The sequence below is a fragment of the Colwellia sp. MEBiC06753 genome (genome assembly GCF_053470325.1).
This window is the reverse complement of the sequence record NZ_JBQMTM010000002.1, coordinates 230,327-253,256: the sequence shown is the minus strand read 5'-3', so window position 1 is coordinate 253,256 and position 22,930 is coordinate 230,327. Positions and strand designations below refer to the sequence as shown.

Annotated in this window: 23 protein-coding genes; 7 read left to right on the top strand and 16 right to left on the bottom strand. The window is 40.0% G+C overall.

The window, feature by feature from the left end:
- Positions 1-48: 48 nt before the first annotated feature.
- From dinB to ACOB82_RS02965, 4 genes are all read right to left on the bottom strand, one after another.
- Complete coding sequence (dinB, locus tag ACOB82_RS02980; RefSeq protein ID WP_448211456.1) at positions 49-1,104, bottom strand: DNA polymerase IV; 1,056 nt, start codon at positions 1,102-1,104, stop codon at positions 49-51.
- 118 nt (positions 1,105-1,222) lie between these two features.
- Positions 1,223-1,912, bottom strand: a complete 690-nt coding sequence (locus ACOB82_RS02975) for a 1-acyl-sn-glycerol-3-phosphate acyltransferase (protein ID WP_448211455.1) — start codon at positions 1,910-1,912, stop codon at positions 1,223-1,225.
- 107 nt (positions 1,913-2,019) lie between these two features.
- Entirely contained in the window at positions 2,020-2,241 is a 222-nt protein-coding gene (gene nqrM / locus ACOB82_RS02970; protein WP_448211454.1) for a (Na+)-NQR maturation NqrM, read from the bottom strand.
- Between the two features lie 66 nt (positions 2,242-2,307).
- Positions 2,308-3,324 carry an FAD:protein FMN transferase gene (locus ACOB82_RS02965; protein WP_448211453.1) on the bottom strand — a complete coding sequence of 339 codons (1,017 nt, stop codon included), beginning with the start codon at positions 3,322-3,324 and terminating at the stop codon, positions 2,308-2,310.
- A 189-nt stretch (positions 3,325-3,513) separates the two neighbouring features.
- On the opposite strand from ACOB82_RS02965, the gene ACOB82_RS02960 reads away from it, so the two are divergent.
- Both ACOB82_RS02960 and ACOB82_RS02955 read left to right on the top strand, forming a co-directional pair.
- Positions 3,514-5,025: a leucyl aminopeptidase gene (locus tag ACOB82_RS02960; protein ID WP_448211452.1), complete on the top strand. Its 1,512-nt coding sequence runs from the start codon at positions 3,514-3,516 to the stop codon at positions 5,023-5,025.
- Between the two features lie 496 nt (positions 5,026-5,521).
- Positions 5,522-6,067 carry a hypothetical protein gene (locus ACOB82_RS02955; protein ID WP_448211451.1) on the top strand — a complete coding sequence of 182 codons (546 nt, stop codon included), beginning with the start codon at positions 5,522-5,524 and terminating at the stop codon, positions 6,065-6,067.
- Between the two features lie 358 nt (positions 6,068-6,425).
- Here ACOB82_RS02955 and nqrF read toward each other — a convergent pair whose 3' ends face one another.
- The 12 genes from nqrF to ACOB82_RS02895 all read right to left on the bottom strand — a co-directional run bounded on the left by nqrF (position 6,426) and on the right by ACOB82_RS02895 (position 18,216).
- Positions 6,426-7,649, bottom strand: a complete 1,224-nt coding sequence (gene nqrF, locus ACOB82_RS02950) for an NADH:ubiquinone reductase (Na(+)-transporting) subunit F (RefSeq protein ID WP_448211450.1) — start codon at positions 7,647-7,649, stop codon at positions 6,426-6,428.
- 61 nt (positions 7,650-7,710) lie between these two features.
- Positions 7,711-8,334: an NADH:ubiquinone reductase (Na(+)-transporting) subunit E gene (gene nqrE, locus ACOB82_RS02945; RefSeq protein WP_448211449.1), complete on the bottom strand. Its 624-nt coding sequence runs from the start codon at positions 8,332-8,334 to the stop codon at positions 7,711-7,713.
- 4 nt (positions 8,335-8,338) lie between these two features.
- Complete coding sequence (locus ACOB82_RS02940; RefSeq protein WP_448211448.1) at positions 8,339-8,962, bottom strand: NADH:ubiquinone reductase (Na(+)-transporting) subunit D; 624 nt, start codon at positions 8,960-8,962, stop codon at positions 8,339-8,341.
- Positions 8,962-9,738 carry a Na(+)-translocating NADH-quinone reductase subunit C gene (locus ACOB82_RS02935; RefSeq protein ID WP_448211447.1) on the bottom strand — a complete coding sequence of 259 codons (777 nt, stop codon included), beginning with the start codon at positions 9,736-9,738 and terminating at the stop codon, positions 8,962-8,964. The genes ACOB82_RS02940 and ACOB82_RS02935 overlap by 1 nt, the downstream gene beginning before the upstream one ends.
- Positions 9,728-10,939 (bottom strand): NADH:ubiquinone reductase (Na(+)-transporting) subunit B, encoded by a 1,212-nt coding sequence (locus ACOB82_RS02930; RefSeq protein ID WP_448211446.1) that lies wholly within the window; start codon positions 10,937-10,939, stop codon positions 9,728-9,730. The genes ACOB82_RS02935 and ACOB82_RS02930 overlap by 11 nt, the downstream gene beginning before the upstream one ends.
- A gap of 2 nt (positions 10,940-10,941) precedes the next feature.
- Complete coding sequence (locus tag ACOB82_RS02925) at positions 10,942-12,279, bottom strand: Na(+)-translocating NADH-quinone reductase subunit A (protein WP_448211445.1); 1,338 nt, start codon at positions 12,277-12,279, stop codon at positions 10,942-10,944.
- A 324-nt stretch (positions 12,280-12,603) separates the two neighbouring features.
- Positions 12,604-13,794 (bottom strand): enoyl-ACP reductase FabV, encoded by a 1,191-nt coding sequence (fabV, locus tag ACOB82_RS02920; RefSeq protein WP_448211487.1) that lies wholly within the window; start codon positions 13,792-13,794, stop codon positions 12,604-12,606.
- Between the two features lie 148 nt (positions 13,795-13,942).
- Entirely contained in the window at positions 13,943-15,055 is a 1,113-nt protein-coding gene (locus ACOB82_RS02915) for a TRAP transporter substrate-binding protein (protein ID WP_448211444.1), read from the bottom strand.
- 4 nt (positions 15,056-15,059) lie between these two features.
- Complete coding sequence (locus ACOB82_RS02910; RefSeq protein ID WP_448211443.1) at positions 15,060-16,445, bottom strand: TRAP transporter large permease; 1,386 nt, start codon at positions 16,443-16,445, stop codon at positions 15,060-15,062.
- A complete protein-coding gene (locus tag ACOB82_RS02905; RefSeq protein WP_448211442.1) occupies positions 16,445-17,002 on the bottom strand; it encodes a TRAP transporter small permease subunit in 558 nt (185 codons plus the stop codon). Before ACOB82_RS02905 ends, ACOB82_RS02910 begins: the two co-directional genes overlap by 1 nt.
- Positions 17,003-17,138: 136 nt before the next feature.
- Positions 17,139-17,456, bottom strand: coding sequence for a BolA family protein (locus tag ACOB82_RS02900; RefSeq protein WP_448211441.1), 318 nt, complete (start codon positions 17,454-17,456; stop codon positions 17,139-17,141).
- A gap of 190 nt (positions 17,457-17,646) precedes the next feature.
- A complete protein-coding gene (locus ACOB82_RS02895) occupies positions 17,647-18,216 on the bottom strand; it encodes an alpha-ketoglutarate-dependent dioxygenase AlkB family protein (protein WP_448211486.1) in 570 nt (189 codons plus the stop codon).
- Positions 18,217-18,357: 141 nt separating this feature from the next.
- Here ACOB82_RS02895 and ACOB82_RS02890 point away from each other — a divergent pair, with 141 nt between their 5' ends.
- From ACOB82_RS02890 to ACOB82_RS02870, 5 genes are all read left to right on the top strand, one after another.
- Positions 18,358-19,509 (top strand): methyltransferase, encoded by a 1,152-nt coding sequence (locus tag ACOB82_RS02890; protein WP_448211440.1) that lies wholly within the window; start codon positions 18,358-18,360, stop codon positions 19,507-19,509.
- 11 nt (positions 19,510-19,520) lie between these two features.
- Positions 19,521-20,090, top strand: coding sequence for a YajG family lipoprotein (locus ACOB82_RS02885; RefSeq protein ID WP_448211439.1), 570 nt, complete (start codon positions 19,521-19,523; stop codon positions 20,088-20,090).
- Positions 20,091-20,092: 2 nt separating this feature from the next.
- Positions 20,093-20,680 (top strand): peptidylprolyl isomerase, encoded by a 588-nt coding sequence (locus ACOB82_RS02880; RefSeq protein ID WP_448211438.1) that lies wholly within the window; start codon positions 20,093-20,095, stop codon positions 20,678-20,680.
- Between the two features lie 234 nt (positions 20,681-20,914).
- Positions 20,915-21,244 carry a hypothetical protein gene (locus ACOB82_RS02875; protein WP_448211437.1) on the top strand — a complete coding sequence of 110 codons (330 nt, stop codon included), beginning with the start codon at positions 20,915-20,917 and terminating at the stop codon, positions 21,242-21,244.
- An 88-nt stretch (positions 21,245-21,332) separates the two neighbouring features.
- Complete coding sequence (locus tag ACOB82_RS02870; protein ID WP_448211436.1) at positions 21,333-22,925, top strand: AmpG family muropeptide MFS transporter; 1,593 nt, start codon at positions 21,333-21,335, stop codon at positions 22,923-22,925.
- Positions 22,926-22,930: the final 5 nt, after the last annotated feature.

Sequence of the window (22,930 nt, the reverse complement as noted above, 5' to 3'; positions counted from 1 at the left end):
GAAGAAAAGATCATTTGTACAGCCAAACGCCCTATCTTGCCTAGCTTTTTAAAACTGCCAGCCAAGTTGCAGGTCATTTACAGCATCACTTTCCAACCCGATATGAACGCCTAGCAAGCGAACCGCTTTACCATTACCGCGCCCTACTGCTTCAATAAGCAATTGCTCCACCAAAGCTTGGTTAATATCACTGCAGGCACATTCTTTGGCAGTTTGCTGAAAGTCTAAAAATTTTACTTTTACTCCCAGTTTATTCATTGTTCGAGCGTCTAGATATTTAGCTGCCCGACGTTTCAATTCAGGTAGTAGCTTTTCGGTAATGATTTGATTCATTTCTTCCAGGTTGCTGATATCTTCGGCAAAAGTTCTTTCAACACCAAAAGATTTTCGCGTACGTGAAACCTGCACTTCACGCTGATCAATACCGTGACTTCGCTGCCAAAGCACCACGCCATATTTACCAAAGCGATTAATTAATTCGCTTTGCTCGGCACCTCGAATATCACCGCAGGTATTAAAACCTAGGTTTGCCAGTTTTTCAGAGGTAACTTTACCAACACCTGGAATTTTTTTAAGTGGTAAAGTACGGACAAATTCATCAACTTCATTAGGCGCAATAGTACATTGACCATTAGGTTTATTAAGATCTGATGCCACCTTGGCAATAAATTTAACCGGGGCAATACCGGCCGATGCAGTAAGCTGTAATTCGCGGTAAATAGTATCGCGAATATCTTGAGCAATTAAGGTGGCACTGCCATTAAACAAGGTGCAATCAGTAACATCTAGGTAGGCTTCATCTAGTGATAGTGGTTCGATAAGATTGGTGTAACGCAAAAATATTTCACGAATTTGCTCAGAAATTTGTTTATAGACATCCATTCGGCCGTTGATAATTAACAGATCAGGACATAACTGTTTGGCTTTAACTGCAGGCATAGCTGAGCGCACACCAAATGCTCGAGCAGCATAGTTACAGGTACATAACACGCTACGAGGACCATCCCAGCCAACGGCAATCGGTTTATCTTTTAGTGTTGGATTATCGCGCATTTCAACTGCAGCATAATAACAATCCATATCAATATGGATAATTTTTTTCATCTAGCTAAGCACAAAAGCTGTATATAAACACAGTATCATTATTTTATTGATAAAATGCAAGTTAATGAGAAGCTAGCCGATAAACTGCGATTAAATAGGTAAACTTATCAGCTAGTTTTTAAAATGAAGCTAGCTGATCACATTTGGCTAAACGTTGCTGTAAATCACTCACCACATATTCCTGAAAATTGGCAAAGTGCTTGTTATCAAAACCAGCCTTATATTGCGCTATATCAATCAGCTCTAATCCAACATCAATAGTTTTAAAAACCTTGGGCAATTTATCGCCTGGCGCTTGAATATGATGCAAACCACCACTGTATACTACCAGCATTTGGCCACTGTTAATCCTTTGTAGAATTTCAGCCACACCAGGCTTAATAGTCATTGGCTTGCCATGCTTATCTAGGCCATTACGCCTTTTCATGCGCCCTTCGGGCAAAATAGCGGTGAGATTATCGTGGTCAATTTGATCAAGAAAATACTGCCAAGACGCATCTTTTTTGCGGGTTATTGGTACACAGCCAGGAATAAGAGTTTTTAATAATTTACCCGCAAATGGCCGTTTTAATGTGCTCTCTGCCGCAGGAATAATTAATTTATTGGCGATAGTTTTTACCAAAGAATTTGGCGCTACGCCCAATAAAATAGGTTCAAACAAACTGGTGTGATTAAGTAATACAATCAACTTTACCTGCTGCCAATCATTTACGGATAAATCTACCGAGGTATGAACATTAAACCGGTAGAAACTTTTTGCGACATACTTAATCTTTAATAAAAATAAGTATTGGATAAAGCGTTTCATTAATTATTATTCTCACTTAAACCAATTGAAATAAGTATTTAATTCAACTGGTATTACAACTTTCCCCCATCATAACACCAGTAAAAAAAAAGAGCCTAGCGGCTCTTTTAAATATTTTTCACATCAATTTTTTGCTGTTCAAGTGCTTGTTTACGCTCGCGTTCTTGGCGTTTTTCACACGGTTTCTCACAGTTACAGGCTTTTTCTATTCCTAAACTACCTAAACCACCACAGCTACCAGCAAGCGATTTCTGCTGAAAAATATAACCCACTGCCATACCTAATACGATCAGCAGAAAAAAGCCTAATGTTACTAAAAATAATGCCATTGAAGTTCCCAGCAAAAATAACTCAAACAGAAAATAACTAAGGTGGCCAATACACAGCCAACAATGTTATTTTAAATATTGCATGAATTTTACCGTATTAATCTCCTCAAAACCATGATCAGTTTTCACTACCATAAAAACAGCTAAGTCATGGTTATTGGCAAATTCAAGCCCTTGCTCTGGTCCCATCACCATAATCGAAGTTGATAAACCATCTGCGGTCATTGACGATGGGTGAATAACAGTGACCGACACTAATCGATGATCAATAGGCAAGCCAGTTTTAGGATTGATGATATGCGAGTAACGCTTTCCATCAACTTCTATATAATTACGATAATCGCCCGATGTCGCTACAGCGTTATCTTTCGGCACAACAATATGCTGTACCGAGCGCTCATTTGAAACGGGCTTTTCAATGGCAATATGCCAAAGTGTACCGTCAGCTTTAAACCCTTTTAATCGCATTTCGCCGCCTATTTCCACCAAATAGTTATTGATCCCTTTGGCTTCTAGTAAATCGGCGACAACATCAACGCCCCAACCCTTAGCTATAGTAGATAAATCTAAATAAACATCTGCTTGAGTTTTACTTAAGCCTTGGTCAGTTAGGACAATTTTATTTAAACCAATACGCGCTCTAGCCGCACTTTGTTCTTCGGTTGATGGAATACGTTCAGGCTGTAAGTCTGGGCCAAAGCCCCATAAATTAACTAGTGGGCCAACAGTTACATCTAGCAAGCCATTGGTGATTTTTCCTAAGCGAATCGCTTCAGTAAGCACCGTTCTAAAGCCTTCAGAAATTACTTGAACATTTGTGCCTTCGCTTTGGTTAAACACGGTAATTTCTGAGTCTTTTTGATAGGTCGACATTTCATTATTAACTTGCACTAATGCCGCATCAATATCGGTTTGAAGCACCTTTAAATTATAGTCACCCTCTTTTGCTACCACTTTTATATTATAAGTGGTACCCATAGTACGGCCCTGTAAATGGTACTCCTGTTTGCCGTTTGGCTCTGGTGCAGGAAAACAGCCCGATATCACTACAACAAATAAACAATATGAAACGAATCTCAACATAAGATTATTACTCAGAATTTTTACGTAATAGCCGCCAAACAATAGTGCCCAGCAACAGCGATAAATATTGCGCGGCATATTAACAAATTAGATCATTTTCTCACAGTTGAAAGTGCCGATTGATCTTACCTTTAATAGTAAGAGTAGGTATATTTAGCCCAAATCCATTGTTTTAGGAATTTAAGATTAATGAAAACTAAACTTTCGGCGCTTGCAATATTATGCACAGGCGTTGTACTTTCTCAGTCAGCATTTGCAGACACATTTAACTTTCAAACGGAATTCAACAACCAAGCCAATGCGTTAGTGTTATTTCAATCAAACGATAATCGCTCTGCTACTTTTAACAGCCTAGACCAGCAAAGTCAGGGTCAGTTGTCTAAAGCGCTAAAAGTAAATGGTTTTGAAGGTGCGTATAATAGTTTTACTGAAATTCTGGCACCGCATGGCATTGATTATGATCGTATTATAATTGTTGGCTTAGGTGATAAAGCGCTCAACCAAGCTAGCCTGACTAAAGTTGGTGGTAACCTTGCCGCCCAGTTAAATAATGACCAAATAGTTGCGATAAATGTCGATGCACAAAGCCTGACAGCGGAACAAGCCGCACTCTTAGCACATGGCATAAATTTACGCGCTTATACTTACGACAAATATCAGCAAAACAAATATCAAGAAAAAACCTATAACTTTGATGTTACAGATGTAAAGGCTACAGATACTCAATACCAACAACTTAACCATATTCAATCGGGCATATTTCTCGCTAGAGATTTAACTAACGAAGTACCAACAGAGCTAACGACAGTTGATTTTGCCAATGAAGCGAAAAAACTGAAAAAGCTTGGTGTTAAAGTGAAGGTACTTACCCCTAAAGAGCTTAAAAAACTAAATATGAACGCCCTTGAAGGAGTAGGCCGAGGAAGCCGCGAAGGGTCGCGTTTAGTCGTTGCTCATTATCAAGGTAGTGATGCTGCACCAATCGCTATTGCAGGCAAAGGCATTACTTTTGATTCTGGCGGATACAATATTAAAACTGGCGAATCAATTGTTCGTATGAAATCTGATATGGCAGGCGCAGCTGCAGCCCTTGGCACAGTTAAAGCGCTGGCTGAAATGAAAGCTAAAGTTAACGTAGTTGCTGTTATGGGCATGGCCGCCAATATGGTGTCAGAAAGCTCAATAGCCCCGGGTGATGTCATCAGAACAGCGGAAGGCTTATCAGTAGAAATTACCAATACCGATGCCGAAGGCCGATTAGTGCTTGCCGATGCTATGTGGTATGCCCGTGAAAACTACCAACCTAGCGTATTAATTGATATTGCAACGCTCACTGGCGGTAAAGTTAGAGCATTAGGTAATGAGCTAGGCGGTTTGTTTAGTGCTGACGAACAGCTAGTGAGTGAATTAACCTATGCAGGTAAAGCAGTAAATGAACCACTTTGGCAATTACCTTTAGGTTATAAAGATAAGCTGAAAAGCCCTATTGCTGATTTACGCAATACCGGTAGCGGCGGACCAAGTGCAACAACCGCTGCGACCTTCTTACAACAATTTACTGGCGAAACACGCTGGGCGCATATTGATATGGCCGGCAATGCATTAATGGCATCAGCAAAAGATGAATACCCAGTAGGCGGTACAGGGTATGGCGTACGCTTACTCACCGAATGGATTTTAAATCATCACCAAGCTAAATAGTGTATTCAACTTGTTAGCACGGCAACGTTAACAAAGTTAAAAGCCCTGAAATAGATCAGGGCTTTTTTAGCAAGGCTTTACCAAGCTCGTCGAAACAGTTCATCTCTATTGAAAATAAACCTAATACCTACAAGCTATAAAGTAAGGTATCCACACAATCAAACGTTACTATTCGACATTTACAGATGACATATCTACGACAAAGAGATAGCAAACATCAGAGCGTTCCATACGATCAAACGCTTGGTTAATTTCATCGATTAGAATCATTTCACTAGTTACAGAGAAGCGTCAATTACCCCATTAATTTATTGCCATTCATGAATACAAAATTGATCCAACTGTGCAAAATAAATATTGATAAAACTAAAGGCTGTTAAAGGCTTTTTATGAACCTTTGTTTAAACCCATCCGAGATTTACTCAGAAGTGCTTATTGCGAAAATAACTAAAGCTAACTAGATTTAAATAAGTTTAACTTTACAAAGGTGTGCATTGTGGAGTTTTTCAATTCAATTGTTGCAAGCTTTGATATTTTTGATGGTAAATACGACTTCCTGATAGATTTACATCGTTCAAATAATGCCAGTGAAGATCATCTTATCGATGCTAACAATCAACTACTTACCAACCTTATTAACTCACACGCGAAAAGCGATCTCATCAGTCAATACGTGAGTATGAACAGTCAATTATTTGAACAAAATATGTCCCGTCTTTTTGGCGATTTAGAGCTTATCAAAGAGGTGATAAAGGTTGGGTCAAACTTATCTGATTATTTTGGCTATTGTGGTTTTTCTTCAGATTCGACAAAAATTTCAGATGGTTTTTCATTAGTGATTGATAAAAACTGCTTGGCGTTTTCCCACAACGATGTGCATTCTTTATCTGACTTAATTTCTAAGAACATTCGCTTTAGAAAAGCGATAAATAAAGCGACAAATTTCGACCCTTCTTATCAATTACCCACTTATTCAGTGTATGGAGTAAATTTTCACATCGTGCCAGTCGAGGAAATTAAATACCCGTATATTGAGATTTAATGCCTTAAAAAATACCCTTGAAAAATACTTTGAAAATTTGCCTTAGCTTTACATAGCGCTCAGTTTAAATAGATAGCTAGAATAAGTAGCTGCAACCACCAATAATTCGAAATCCAGAGCCTCATTACAATTCCAATCAAGTAAATATATTAAAAGCTATAAACACAAAAAGAGCGACCTAAGTCGCTCTTTATTTCTCTTTTGAGATTCCAGCTTTCGCTGGAATGACAATCGATAGAATTTTTAAATCTAGGCGGCGATATTTACTTCAGTTTCTAGGAGGCTGCGCGGAGCATACAAATGTATGTGAGCACAGCCGACAACGAAAATGGAGAAAATAGCCAGTCTAAATCAAAAATTAGCCACCGAAGTCATCTAGAAGAATATTCTCATCTTCCACACCTAAGTCTTTCAGCATGCCAATTACAGCCGCGTTCATCATAGGAGGACCACACATGTAGTATTCACAATCTTCTGGTGCTTCATGATCACGTAAGTAGTTTTCGTACAATACGTTATGAATAAAGCCGGTCATGCCGTCCCAGTTATCTTCTGGTTGAGGATCTGATAACGCTACATGCCAATCGAAGTTGTCATTTTCAGCCGCTAAGCCGTTAAAGTCATCTTCATAGAACATTTCGCGCAATGAACGAGCACCATACCAGAATGAGATCTTGCGCTTAGATTTTAAACGCTTAAGCTGATCGAAGATATGAGAACGCATTGGCGCCATACCAGCACCACCACCGATAAATACCATTTCTGCATCGGTATCTTTCGCGAAGAATTCACCGAATGGACCAGAAATAGTTACTTTATCGCCTGCTTTTAAGCTCCAAATAAATGAAGACATTTTACCTGCAGGAAGCGATAAGTTGTTTGGCGGCGGCGTAGCAATACGCACGTTAAGCATAATAATGCCTTCTTCTTCCGGGTAGTTAGCCATTGAGTACGCACGTAATGTGTCAGTATCAACTTTCGATTCAATATCGAAGAAGCCAAAGCGTTCCCAGTCACCACGATATTCTTCTGGAATATCGAAGTCTGCATATTTAATGTGATGCGCAGGTGCTTCAATTTGAATATAACCACCAGCACGGAATGGTACAGACTCGCCATCAGGAATTGCTAATTTCAATTCTTTGATGAAAGTTGCTTTGTTATCGTTAGAGATAACAGTACATTCCCACTGTTGAACGCCGAAGATTTCGTCTTCAACTTCAATTTCCATGTCTTGCTTAACCGCAACTTGACATGATAAACGACAGCCTTCTTTTGCTTCACGCTTAGTAATATGGCCTTGTTCAGTTGGCAGAATATCACCGCCACCAGAATGCACGTGTACACGACACTGACCACAAGTACCACCACCACCACACGCTGATGGGATGAAGATACCTTTGCTTGCTAGTGCACCTAACAGCTTACCACCGGCTTCGGTAGTCACTGACTTTTCAGGGTCACCATTAATCGTGATGGTTACATCGCCTGTTGAAACTAACTTAGATTTGGCAAATAAAATTACCAAAACAAGTGCAACAACAATTGCTGTAAACATCGATACGCCGAGAATTATTTCCATCGACTTTTCCTTAGCACTTATCTTGAGAAAGCAGCATTAACTGCTTTCTACGTTAATCTTATTACAACGAAATACCACCGAAAGATAGAAAGCCAAATGCCATCAATCCTGCAGTAATAAACGTAATACCCAAACCTTTAAGGCCATCTGGTACATCTGAGTACTTCATTTTCTCGCGTAGACCCGCAAGTAAAACAATCGCTAGTGCCCAACCAATACCTGAACCAATACCGTAAACCACTGATTCGCCGAAGCCTAAGTTCTTCGCTACCATGAAAGACACAGCACCGAAAATCGCACAGTTAACAGTAATTAATGGTAAGAAAATACCAAGCGCTTGGTATAACGCCGGGAAGTATTTATCTAATACCATTTCTAAGATTTGAACTAACGCTGCAATTACACCGATAAAAGTGATGAACGATAAGAAACTCAAATCAATTGTTTCTTTCGGGTCAGTAATACCTAGTAAACCGTCTAGCGCACCTGGCGCTAATACTGCTTGATAGATAACTTGGTTAGCTGGTACCGCAATACCTAGTACCACGATTACCGCCACACCTAGGCCCATTGCTGTGCTAACTTTCTTAGATACCGCCAAAAAGGTACACATACCTAAGAAGAACATTAGTGCGATATTTTCGATGAAAATACCTTTAATTAAAATTGCAATATAATGTTCCATCGAATTAATCCTTCTCTACTTGCTCAGGTTTCCACTGGCGAATTGCCCAGATGATTAACCCGATGACGAAGAATGACGAGAACGGTAACACTAATAAACCATTCGCTTGATACCAGCCACCGTTTTGAATCAGTGGTAAAATTTCAATACCGAATAAGGTACCGAAACCAAGTAATTCACGAAAGAAAGCAACCGTCATTAAAATGAAGCCGTAACCTAAACCGTTACCGATACCATCTAAAAAGCTTACGCCTGGCTTTTCTTTCATTGCGAACGCTTCAGCACGTCCCATAACGATACAGTTAGTAATAATAAGGCCAACGAAAACCGCAAGTTCTTTCGATAATTGATAAGAAAACGCTTTTAATACTTGGTCAACCACGATTACTAACGACGCGATAATCGCCATTTGCACAATAATACGAACGCTAGATGGTATTTGGTTACGAATAATCGAAATAAATAAGTTCGAGAAAGCCGTAACGAAAACAACCGCTAAAGTCATTACTAAGGCGTTAGCCATTGAACTGGTTACCGCTAATGCCGAACAAATACCTAAAACTTGTAAAGCAATTGGGTTATTGTCAAAAATCGGTTTAGTTAAAACCTTATTTGCTTCTGAAGCCATTAGTTAACCCCCTGTGCACGGAATTTAGCGATAAATGGCGCGTAGCCTTCTTCGCCAAACCAGAATTGTAAAGTGTGAGTTACGCCGTTACTGGTTAACGTAGCACCTGATAACGCATCAACACCATGGACGTCGCCAGCTTTAGCGCCGCCTTTAACTAATTGAATTTTTGCTTCACCAGCATCGTTGTAAATCTTTTTACCTGGCCATAAGGCTTTCCACTTAGGGTTCATTACTTCAGCACCTAAGCCCGGAGTTTCCTTATGATCTGAGTAAATTACGTTTTTAACGGTGTTTAAGTCAGCTTCTAAGCCAACATAACCAAACATTAAATCCCAAAGACCTGAGCCAACAATCGGTAAAACAACTGTTTCAATTTGACCTGCGTCATTACGTACTAAGTAAACCACCATTTCATTTGAACGGCGGTTAATACCAGCGATATCATTTGCCGGCTTTTCTGATTTAGTCACATCACGCGCGTTACGTCGCTCGTCGAATAAATCAGGATTACCTTCAATAAACTCACCAGAGTTAACATCAATCATTTTCGCTTCAACATACTTTTCGTAAGTTGCCACGATTTCTTTTGAGTTCATCTTTGGTGTTAACAACGAAGACGCTTCTAAAATTTTCGTTTGCTGATCTAATTTCTTATTTGCGATCTGCTTGTCTTTTAAGCCACTGGCTGCAAGTGATACTAATGCTGCACACACTAAACAAACGATAAATACAAAACCAACGGTTCTGCCAAAGGTTTCTTTATTAGCTGACACGAGCAATCCTCCGTTTAACGTTCGATTGAACAACAAAGTAGTCAAACAATGGTGCGAATAAGTTAGCGAATAAAATAGCTAACATCATGCCTTCAGGGAATGCAGGGTTTACAACACGAACTAATACCACCATCACGCCAACTAAAGCGCCGAACCAGTATTTACCAGTATTGGTAAATGACATAGTTACAGGGTCAGTAGCCATAAACATCATACCGAAAGCAAAGCCACCAACGACTAAGTGCCAGTACCATGGCATTGCGAACATTGCATTTGTGTCAGAGCCAATTACATTAAATAAGGTCGCTGTTGCTACCATACCTAAGAACACAGACAACACGATGCGCCAAGATGCAATGCCTTTATAAAGAATATAAGCACCACCTAGGAAAATAGCCGCAGTTGACACTTCACCCATAGAACCTGGAATAAAGCCCCAGAATGCATCCCACCAAGCTGCGTTCATCGAATAGTCAATTGCGCCAACTTGTGCCGCTGCACCAGCAGCTAAGTGTGTTGCGCCTGAGAAACCATCAACAGCAACCCAAACTGAATCACCTGAAATTTCTGCAGGATAAGCAAAGAATAAGAATGCACGACCCGCTAATGCTGGGTTTAAGAAGTTCTTACCAGTACCACCAAAAATCTCTTTAGCAATGACTACACCGAAGGTAATACCAATAGCAACTTGCCATAATGGAATACTTGCCGGAAGAATTAATGCGAAAAGAATTGAGGTAACAAAGAAACCTTCATTAACTTCATGCTTACGAACGGCTGCAAAAAGCACTTCCCAGAAACCACCCACAATAAAGGTAGTTGCATAAATTGGTAGGAAGAAACACGCGCCGTAAAGCATCATGGCAAACCAACCGGCATCAGCAGTTAGTTCACCACCTAATGCGTGGAATAAGCCAACTTGCCAAGAGTCACCTAAGGCAAAGCCATTGGCTAATGCTTCAGTTGCTTGGAAACCAATGTTGTACATACCGAAGAACATCGCAGGGAAAACCGCTAACCACACAGTGATCATAATGCGTTTTAAGTCGATGCTATCGCGAATATGTGTTTTACCCTTAGTTACATAACCTGGAGTAAATAAACCAGTGGCAATTGCTTCATATAGAGCAAACCACTTTTCATGCTTACCGCCTTTTTCAAAATGCGGCTCGATATCTTCAATAAACTTTTTCAAGCCCATGTCTAACCTTCCTTCTCAATTGTGGTTAGGCAGTCACGAAGCAACACGCCGTAATCTGTTTTGCCTGGGCAAACAAATGTACATAACGCTAAATCTTCTTCATCAAGCTCTAATGCACCTAGTTGTTGCGCACTGTCGGTATCACCGGCACATAAGTCACGTAACAATAAGGTAGGTAAAATATCTAACGGCATAACGCGCTCATAGTTACCAATTGGCACCATAGCTCGAGCAGAACCGTTAGTTGTTGTTGTCATATTGAACAACTTACTTGGCGAGAAATGAGACAAGTAGGCACGAGTTACTGAGAACTTGTTAGCACCTGGCATCATATAGCCGATAAATTCTTTTTCACGACCTTCAAGTAAAGCTGCAGCTTGTACATGATAGCGGCCTAAGTAGCCAACGACAGAGTTTGCTGTTTGACCTTGTAATAAAGAACCAGAAACCAAACGAACTTCACCGTCAGCTAATTGACCAGCGGCTAATTCATTTAAGTTAGCACCTAAGGTAGTACGCACTAAACGAGGCTCTTTTACCGCAGGACCTGCAAGTGAAATAACACGTTGGTTATTTAATTGGCCAGTAGTAAATAGTTGACCAAATGCTATTACGTCTTGATAGTTAAGATGCCAGACAAACCTTTCAGCACTAACAGGCTTTAGGAAGTGAATATGCGTACCTACTAGACCTGCAGGGTGTTTACCGGCAAATTCAGTAACAGTTACACCTGATTCTGTAGGAATATTAGCACCAGGCGCTTTTGATAAGAACACTTCACCTTCAGTTAAGCGTGATAACACAACTAAACCTTGTTTGAACGATTCAGCTTGTTCGTTAATCACAACTTCAGGATTAGCAGCTAATGGATTAGTATCCATTGCACTAACAAAAATAGCTTGTGGCGCTGTATCAATCGCAGGAATCTTGCTGTATGGACGAGTGCGTAACGCAGTCCATAAACCAGAATCAACTAAGTTAGATACAACGTCTTCACGTGAAAGTGAAGCTAATTCGTTGGCTGAGTAGCTGTTGAAGGTTTCTTGCTCGTCGCCATCGATTTCGATAACAACTGATTGCAATACACGCTTCTCACCACGGTTAATTTCAGTAACAACACCTGCAGCATAAGCTGTGAATTTAACGCCTGGGTTCTTTTTGTCTTCAAAAATCACCTGACCTTTTTTAACTCGGTCACCTACTTTGACATGCATCGTAGGGCGCATTCCCACAAACTCTTGGCCTAATGTTGCAACAGTTTTGATGGGCGAACCATCATGGATTACTTGCTGGGGAGCACCCTGTATAGGAACATCCAGACCTTTTTTTATTGTAATCATAAACACTTGCACTACTTTGACGGGAGTATAAAAACCAATTACCAGTTTAAACGCTACGCGTATCCACTGCTAAATGGTTTCAGTGTATTTCAGCGGTTCGATAATTTTTTCAAATTATTTCCCACACTGGCTTAAGTTATAAATTTCAGCGGCGAATTTTAGCATAAAAAAAGACTATGATGCTATCCGACCACGAGAAAATTAATTACAAATTTTACTAATTCTCAACCCTTTTCGGTTAAATTTTAGTCAAGATATCAAAAACTGCCGAAAATAAAAAAGCCAACATCAAAAATGTTGGCTTTTTCAGTAAGTAAATTATGGTTAGACCAAATGATTAATTTCAGCTAATGGGCTAACATCGGCATCATAATCGACACCTTCTACGCCAAAACCAAACAGCTTTAAAAATTCTTGGTGATAACTATTATAATCGGTTAATTCATCGATCGTGTCAGTTTCTACTGTGTCCCAAATCGCTTGTACGCGATCTTGCACGCTATCTTCTAACTCTTTGTAATTCTGACTTAAACGACCTGCTTCATCTAAACGAGGCGACTCACCGTAAAGGTTTTCCTTGAATAAATCCTGAATTTGTTCAATACAACCTTGGTAAGTGCCATCAGCTTTCATGACTTTGAACATCGCAGAAATATAAAGTGGCATAATTGGAATTGCCGAACTTGCTTGAGTAACCACTGCATTAAGAGAGGTAACATAGGCCTTACCGTGGATGTCAGCTGTTTTTTCATTTATTGCTTTAGCTGCACGATCTAAGTCTTCTTTCGCTTTACCTATGGTTGCGTGACCATAAATTGGCCAAGTTAATTTTTTACCAATATAGGTATAAGCCGTAGTTTTAAAGCCATCGGCTAACACGCCCGCTTCAGATAACGCTTTGATCCAAAGCTCCCAGTCAGCGCCGCCCATTACATCGATCGTCCCCTGAATTTCAGCGTCATTAGCCGCTTCAACCGACACTGAATCAATCTCACGCTTTGAAGTATTTAAGTTCTTAGTCGTTACCGACTGACCAATTGGCTTTAATGTTGAAGAGTAAACTTCGCCAGTATCAGGATCGGTGCGGCGCGGTGATGCTAACGAATAAATCACTAAATCAACTTGACCGAGTTCTTGTTTGATTACATCAATGGCTTTAGCTTTGATTTCATGCGAAAACGCATCACCGTTAATATTTTTTGCCCACAAGCCTTCCGCATCTGCTGCCTTTTGGAATGCTGCAGTGTTATACCAACCAGCACTGGCGGTTTTCTTTTCCGTTGGTTCTTTTTCGAAAAACACGCCTAGGGTTTTAGCGCCGTTACCAAATGCAGCAGTAATGCGAGAGGCTAAACCATAGCCAGTAGATGCGCCTATCACTAACACATTTTTTGGTTTTTGATCAGCCTGAGTTTGACTTTTCACATAAGCAATTTGTTGATTAACATGTGCTTCACAGCCTGTTGGGTGAGCATTTGTGCAAATAAAACCGCGAATTTTCGGTTGAATTACCATCAGAAAACCTTTTCTTAATATTAAATGAGGAAATTGCTGCATAGTTTACCTGTCTTTACGTCGAAAGAGGTACGAGCAGCAGTAAAAAAGCTAAGCCCTTTATTTTTATGCTTAAAGAAGATTAAAGAATAAAGGACTTAGGCCATAATTAACGATTATTTAGATATGTTTTTAAGGTAGTATCGTGATATTGACGAATTGATGCCATAAATTCGCTGTAAGATGCCCATACCTTAGCAAAACCAGGGTCTGCCGCGACTTGCTCTTTAATCACTTCATCAGTAATCGATTTTAAGCCGGCCAATACACTATCTGGTAATTGGCGCATTTTAACCTGATGTTTGTTGATTAATGTTTGCATAGCAGCGTTATTACGAGCGTTATACTCATCAAGTGTATCTTCATTAACCGCGCGTGCAGCTACTTCAACAATTTTCTGTAAATCTTGAGGCAGTGAGTTATACGCCTTTTCATTAATTAAAAACTCTAAGCCTGTACCCGGCTCATGCCAAATAGAAGAGTAGTAATAATCGGCAGCTTGATAAAAGCCAAACGCTAAATCGTTATAGGGGCCAACCCATTCGGTCGCATCAATAGCGCCACTTTGCAGCGATGAAAATATTTCACCACCCGTTAAGGTAATAGGAATAGCACCTGCGCGTTTTAATACTTCACCACCTAAGCCAGGAATCCGCATTTTCAATCCTTTTAGATCGTCCATGCTATTGATTTCTTTTTTAAACCAACCGGTAAACTGCGCACCAGAATTTCCGCCCGCCATTGGAATAATGCCAAATGGTTTATAAACTTCTCGCCATAGCTCAAGGCCGCCACCGTAATGTAACCAAGCATTAAGTTCAGTTGCTGTCATACCAAACGGTATGGCGCCAAAAATAGGTGAAGCCGGGATTTTTCCTTTCCAATAATAAGAGCCGGAATGCCCCATTTGTACAGTGCCTTGTGATACGGCATCAAATACTTCAAAGCCAGGAACTAATTCCCCGGCACCATAAACTTGCACGGTTAAACGCCCTGCACTCATTGCATTAACCATAGTGGCAAATTTTTCAGGTGCAACACCTAAACCGGGAAAGTTCTTCGGCCAAGAAGTGACCATTTTCCATTGAAATTTTTGCTGTGAATCATCTGTTTTTGTTGCATTAGTTGCTGTGGTTTCTACTTGACCGCAGCCTGCTAACAAAAGAACGGACATAAATACTGACGTCAATGCCAACATACGTGATTTTATTATTTTTAACATTTTGTTATCCATACATTTTTTCTGGCAACCAAGTTACCAATTCAGGCCAAATAGCTAACACTACCAATACCAGTAACTGCATAATAATAAACGGTATCACCCCTTTATAGATATCAGCCGTTTTAATTACCTTATCAGCAACACCCCGTAAGTAAAATAGTGCAAAACCAAATGGCGGTGTTAAAAACGAGGTTTGAAGGTTAATTGCTACCATAATTCCCAACCAGATCGGATCTAAGCCCATCATTAATAGCACCGGGGCTACAATTGGAATAACCACAAAGGTAATTTCGATAAAGTCTAAAATAAAGCCGAGTAAGAAAATGACTAGCATAACGATTAGGGTAGCACCGAACACGCCACCTGGCATTTGACTAAAAAAGCCATGAACTAGCTCTTCACCGCCATAGCCTCTAAACACTAGTGAAAACAAGCTGGCACCGATCAGTATCAAAAATACCATAGAGGTGATTTTTAACGTGCTATCCATTACCGCTTTAAGATTAGCTAAGCTAAGTTGTCCTTGACTAAAGGCTAAAACCAAGGCGCCCATTGCGCCGACGCCAGCTGCTTCTGTTGGCGTCGCAAAGCCCGCTAAAATAGAGCCCAATACCACAATAATAAGCAATAATGCCGGTACTAAAGCGGTTAACATTAAACGAGCAATCGAGGTGCTATCATCAATACTATCAATATCTTTGCGTGATATTTTCGGCACTGATCCTGGCTTAACTAATGCTACAGCCAAACAATAACCTATATATAGTGCCACCAGAAGTAACCCTGGCACTACAGCACCAGCAAATAGCTCACCTACCGATACGGTTTCAGGGCTAAAGATACCTTGATTTAATTGCGCCTGCTGATAAGCACTTGATAGCACATCACCAAGTAACACCAAAGCAATAGATGGCGGAATAATTTGCCCTAATGTACCGGTAGCGCAAATAATACCCGTTGAAAATTGGGTGCTGTAGCCACGTTTGATCATCGTTGGCAACGACATTAGCCCCATTGTCACCACAGTCGCTCCAACAATGCCGGTACTTGCCGCCAGCAACATGCCAACAATAGTTACCGCAATACCTAAACCACCGTAAAAGCGCCCCATTAATACCGACATTGCATTAAGCAAGTTTTCAGCAATTTTCGAACGCTCTAGCATAGCCCCCATAAAAACAAATAAAGGTACTGCCAATAAGGTTTGATTATTGATAATGCCAAAGATTCGACTGGGTAGCGCACTTAAAAATAATGGATCAAATGCACCGAAAACAGAGCCAAAACCAGCAAAAATTAAAGCAACTCCAGCTAAGGTTAACGCAACGGGATAGCCCAATAACAAAATGGCGCAGACCACAATAAACATCAACAGTGGAATATATGTCATTAACCATTTCCCCCACGCATTTTAACGCCGATAGGTTCATGATCAGATAACTGGCTATTGAGCAATATGATAAGGTTACGGATAATTTCTGCCAGCCCTTGTAAGCCAAGGGTTAAGGCAAATAACCACAGGTAGGTTTTACTGAAATAGACAAAAGGTAAGCCACCTGCTTCTGATGATTTTTCCTGAATTTGCCAAGCTGTGGTTACGTAATCGTAACTCATGACGAAAACAAAAATAACCACAGGCAGCAGTAAAAACAAGGTGCCTAATAAATTAACTAATGCTTGTTTTTTTACCGAAAAACGCTGATAGAAGATATCTACCCTAACATGCTCATCAGCTTTTAAGGTGTAGGCCGCTCCTAACATAAACACTAAGCCATGCATATAAAGCACTGACTCTTGCATGGCTATCCAGCCAATATTAAATCCATACCTAAGTACAACTATGGTAAATGTAACTAACACCATGAACAGTGTTAGCCACGAAATCAATTTCCCCATTTTAGTAACAGTGTTATCTATTACCTGAACAAGGTGCATTAGCCCGTTCATTCATCTCCCCGACACTTAAAAAGCGTTATTTATTTTTATTATTTTATGGCGAGTAGTAATAACAGATATTGAAGAGAAAACAAATATCTAGCTAAGCCAGCGTAGTAAATGTAGAGTCAATAAGGTTTTGTTGAAGTTAGCGTTTACTTCCACCCAAACATTTAGGTGATAATGGTGTATTGTCAGCGTAATAATCTTGCCATTCTTTTTCGGTATAAGTGTGTAAGGCTAAAGCATGAATATGCTCAGACAATTCTGTGGCTAAAATTTGATTAATTGCTCGATGTCGTTTAATTAATCGCTCACCCTCAAAGTTTTTAGAAACAATAATCACTTTAAAGTGGGACTCACTGCCTGGTGGCACATTATGCTGATCGCTCTCGTTGATCACATCTAAATGAAGAGGAGAAAATGCGGAAAGTAATTTGTTTTCTATGGTTGAGGCTATATTCATACAGGTTTCCCTAATGCGTGTTTTTCAATGCTACATCAACATTTCGCCATTGTTCTTTTGGCAATGTTTTTTATTAGAGCTTCTTTTTATTTTAGGATCTCAGGGTTAGAGTGCCAGTAAAAAACTAACGATTTTCACCCGTTTTTAGCTAAGCTATTACCAACTAAGGCAATTTAATTTTTGCCAAAACTCACCCTTGAATTTGGCGAAAAGTTAAATTAACGCGCGGCGATTTTACCCGCTTTGTTCGAGGTAAACAATGCTGCCAGTAATGCTGGGTATCGCCCGACATTAACAATAAACTGCCATTATCTAACGTTATGGTGAGTTTTTTATCCAGCGTTTTATGCTTCATTTTAAAGTCGCGACTATCACCTAATGATAACGAAGCAATTATCGGCTGTTGACCTAATTCAGGTTCATCATCACTGTGCCAGCCGACGGTATCATTTCCATCACGATAAAGGTTGACCAAACAGCTATTAAATTGCACTTGGCTAAATTGCTCAATGCGATGTTTGATGGTCAATAAACTTTCTGTCCATGGCTGTGCCACCATAGTTAACCCAGAATATTGATAAGCCTGCTGACTATCACCATACCAAGCTTGTAATCGTGGAATATTATGCCACTTACCATAAACTTTGATGCGATCTTGCTGCCAAGCCAATGATTGATAAAGCGCTGAAAACAAGTCATTGGCCTGCACTGCAGGAATAAAATTAGGATAAAAAGCCAGTGAGGCATTCGGGGCTTTAATATTGATAACACTACCTTTTTGGATAAAACAAACACTCAGCTTCGATAATTAAAAAGCGATTACAAAAAGCTCAATAATTGAATTGGCTGATTAGCCGCTAATTTGCGACAATATTGCCAACTTAGTTTACCGATTTACAATATGCTTAGTCCATTTACGATTAACGACACCCCGCTTGAATTAGATCGCTTTCCGCAATCTCAAGTCAATCGCAGTTTGCAGGCATGGGATGCAACCGATGAATACCTGATTGATTACTGCCAAAGCCAGCAGCTATTAACGACACCCAAACGTATTTTAGTGTTTAATGACAACTTTGGTGCCCTTGCGTGTCAGCTTAATGAGCATCAAGTTTATTGTGTCAGCGACTCGTATTTAAGCCATCAAGGCACGTTGCATAATCTTGAAAAAAACGAATTAACCCATGAGCACACCGTTTTACTGGATTCTTTAGCTGAACTACCAAGCGATATCGATTTAGTGTTATATCGCATCCCAAAAAGTAATGCGCTATTAAGTTTTCAACTGGCAAAAATTGCTGAACACTACAATAGTAATGCTGTGTTTATTGCTGGTGCCAAAGCCAAAGATATTCACAGTTCAACATTAAAACTATTTGAAAAATATTTAGGTGAAACCACCACCTCATTAGCCAAAAAGAAATCACGTTTAGTGTTTTCAGCACTTGAGTCATCGACATCAGGCAAAGCTATAGATAAAGCATTAAACCCAATCACATGGCAACTAGAGGGCAGTAGCTACACCATCGCAAACCATGCTGGTGTATTTTCTCCGGAAAGTCTTGATATTGGTGCTCGCTTCTTTTTAGAACATTTACCTAAACTCAAGCCTGAGCAAACTGTGGTAGATCTTGGTTGTGGTAACGGCGTTATCGGGCTAATGGCACTTACTGAACAGCCGCAGGCAAAGCTGATTTTTCGAGATGAATCATACATGGCTGTTGCCTCAGCAAAAGCGAATATTGAGCAAAACTTACCGGATTCAATTAGCCAATGTGACTTTGCCACTGACGATTGTTTAACTGAGCTAGATAGCGATGTTGCTGATATTATTTTGTGCAATCCGCCTTTTCACCAGCAACATGCCACTACTGATCATATCGCCTGGCAAATGTTTAATGATGCCAAACGCGTATTGAAATTTAATGGCGAATTAAGGATTATTGGCAACCGCCAGTTGGGGTACCACATTAAATTAAAACGCATTTTTGGTAACTGCAAAACCATCGCCAGTAATAAAAAATTTGTCGTGCTATCAAGCACCAAACGTTAGAGGATATAAGTTTGAAAACTATTGTCACCGCGATCACCGCATCCGCTTTACTATTGATTGCTAGCTGCTCATCACCTGTGCACAACGTTATTTTATCACCGCAAATAATGACAAATCCCGCGCCTATTTATGACCAAGTAGCAGCAAGCCTTACCGTAACCGACTTACGTACCAGTAACCATGTCATTCAAATCCTTAAAGCTGGCAAAGCAGCTGATTTATATTCACCATCTGCGCCAGTAAGCCAAGTATTTGAACATGCATTAACCCAAGTATTTAATCAACAGGGTATGTCAACGAATGGTGGTGCAATTAATATTGAAGTATTGATTGATAAAGCGATAGTGAGTGTTCAACAACAAACGCTTAAATATCAAGCTAATAGCGATATTCAATTGCGCGTAGTTGTTTCTAACGGCGAACAAACGCTTACCAATACCGTAAAATCGAAAGGTAATAGTAACGGGCCGTTATCCGCAGACATCGCAGTATTAGAGCGCGACCTGAATCAGCAACTAGCTAAAGTGGTTAACGACATCACTCAAAACCCTAAAATGATTGCATTAATAAACGGGAACTAAAGATGAGATTTGCTTCACTTATTTTATTAGCGGTAATTAGCCTAAATGGCTACGCTAAAAACCTTGCTATTGATCCAGATAACTTATTTCCTAAAGTGAAACTTGAAACCTCACTTGGTGTAATCATCGTCGAATTAGATCGCATTAAAGCGCCTGTTACCGTTGATAATTTTTTGACCTATGTCGTTGAAGGCGAATTTAACAATACCATATTCCACCGCGCTATTGAGGACTTCATTATTCAAGGTGGCGGCTATGACAAAGACTTTACAGTGTTAAAAACTCACCCTGATATTGTAAACGAATCAGGCAATGGCTTAAAAAATGAATTAGGCACCATTGCCATGGCCAAAGAAAGCCGACCGCATACGGCCAACAGGCAGTTCTTCTTTAATTTAGCGGATAATACCAATTTAGATCCTGGTCGTGATTGGGGCTATGCCGTGTTTGGTGCTGTGGTTGAAGGCTTTGAAGTGCTTGATGCAATGAATAAAGTTAAAACCGAATATAACGAATTAATGGCTTGGGATGATGTCCCTATTGAACCTGTGATGCTAATTAAAGCAACCTTACTTCCAGCAGGCTCATAATACCCCTAACTTGGCAATCAATAACCTTGGGTTATTGATACGTAACTTTTGACGCTCAAATTTGGTACCAAATAGTGGTACCAAAATTTTGTACCTATCGAGGCAGCTAAAGTGTGCTTTTTTGTAACCGCGCTTTGACATATTGCTATTCATAGTCGATAACTAAAGATATCGTAGTTGTAAAAAATTCCAACACTTTTCCGATCCATTAACTCAAGGCAGGTAGTAAATGTCATGATAATTGAGCAGTTTATCAATGAAAAAATTACGCAAATAAGGGCGTATATTACCGCTGTAATCGAGCGTACGCTTCACTACACTGAACTTGACACTTTTATCTTAGATACCATGGAAGAATGGACCTTACTTGCTGTGCGTGACGAAACGCCAGGTAGTGCCAAAGAGCGAGTATTTTGGCATGTAATTCATGAAATCAGCCTCCATGGTGCTAGCGCATTACATCATAATCTATTCTTTAAAAGTGAAATTACCGCTTGTTTAGACTTTTTCGCAGGTAAAGGCAGTTATCCTATTGACTGTATTGGCTGGCGACCACTGCCGTAACTATTTGATCACAAGTTAATTAAATTAACCTTTTGTCTATCATCGCTCTTTGATAGGCTAACGGCTGTTTCACTTTGTTGTCAGATTTATGTCCGCACCACACTCATTAAAACAATCCATTTTATATTTTAAAGATCGCCGCCTGCTCACTGTGTTTTGTTTTGGTATTGCCAGTGGTTTTCCTTGGGTATTAATCGGCTCAGCCATGACTGGCTGGTTAAAAGATGAAGGCTTATCTAGAAGCAGCATTGGTTTATTTGGACTCATTTTCGTCGCCTATAGCATTAACTTTTTATGGTCACCTTTAGCTGATCGGCTAAAAGTTCCATTGTTAACCGCTAAAATGGGCTTAAGGCGCAGTTGGATCATTTGCACTCAAATAGTTATTTGCCTATGCGCATTTAAACTTAGCACCCTGGACGCTAGTACCCAACTTAATCTAATGGCCTTATTTGGCTTATTAATTGCCATCAGTGGCGCCACTCAAGACATTGCCATAGACGCCTACCGCATAGATATTTTAAGTGATGGCGATAGTGAGTTGATGGCAGCAGGCTCTGCGATGGCAACTGCTGGCTGGTGGACGGGTTACGCAGGTCTAGGCAGCATACCATTTCTTATTGTTAGCTCTGAAGCTTGGCAATGGTCAGAGGTATTTAGCGTATTAGCACTGATCATGGCGTTATTAATGATTACTGCGATTGTCGTTAAAGAACCAATAAGTGATCGCGAGCAAACCCTCGCGCAAATTGAATCTAACTATTTATCGGTACTTCCTTTATATAGCCATCGATGCATTGGTATTTTACTAACCTTACCATTGATTATTGCCAGTATTGTTTATGCCAACATTGGTTATCCAGGTTGGCCGACAGTGCTCCCGTCAAGCTATCAATTCTGGTTTATCAGTGCTTTTATTCTGTTATTGCTAACCTTATTTGGCATGCAGCTGTCACAACTTAATCGTGTTATTGCCAGCAAGAACTTAATGGCCTATCAAGGTCAACCAAGCGCCACGGTCAAGCTAACAGCATGGCTTATCACGACACTAGTTTCACCTATCCAAGAGTTTTTTGATCGCAACGGCACCAAGTTGGCAATTTCCATTTTAATGTTCATTTTCCTTTTTAAATTAGGCGAAGCTTATTTAGGGCGAATGTCGATTGTCTTTTATCGAGAAGTGGGTTTTTCGAACGAAGATATTGCTTATTATTCAAAATTAATTAATTGGGCAACCACCATAGTGTTTTCATTAATCGGCAGTGTCTTTACCATACGCTATGGGATATTAAAAGGCTTGTTTATCGGTGGCATCGCCATGTCTGCCAGTAATTTACTATTTTCAGTAATTGCGATGGTTGGGCCAAGTAAACCACTGTTTGCCTTAACGGTATTTGTTGATGGCTTTACCTCAGCATGGGGATCAGTTGCGTTTGTCGCCTTACTTTCCGTATTATGCAATAAAAGCTTTACCGCTAGTCAATATGCATTAATGGCGTCGTTAGGCACATTTGGTCGAGTGATGTTAGGTTCATATTCTGGCATTATCGTAGATTGGTTAGATGGAAACTGGGCATTATTCTTTGTATTAACCTCAGTAATGGTAATACCAAGTTTGTTATTCTTATACAGTATTCGTCGACCGCTAACTCAACTTATCGAGCAAAATGGCCAGCGTTAAAAGCG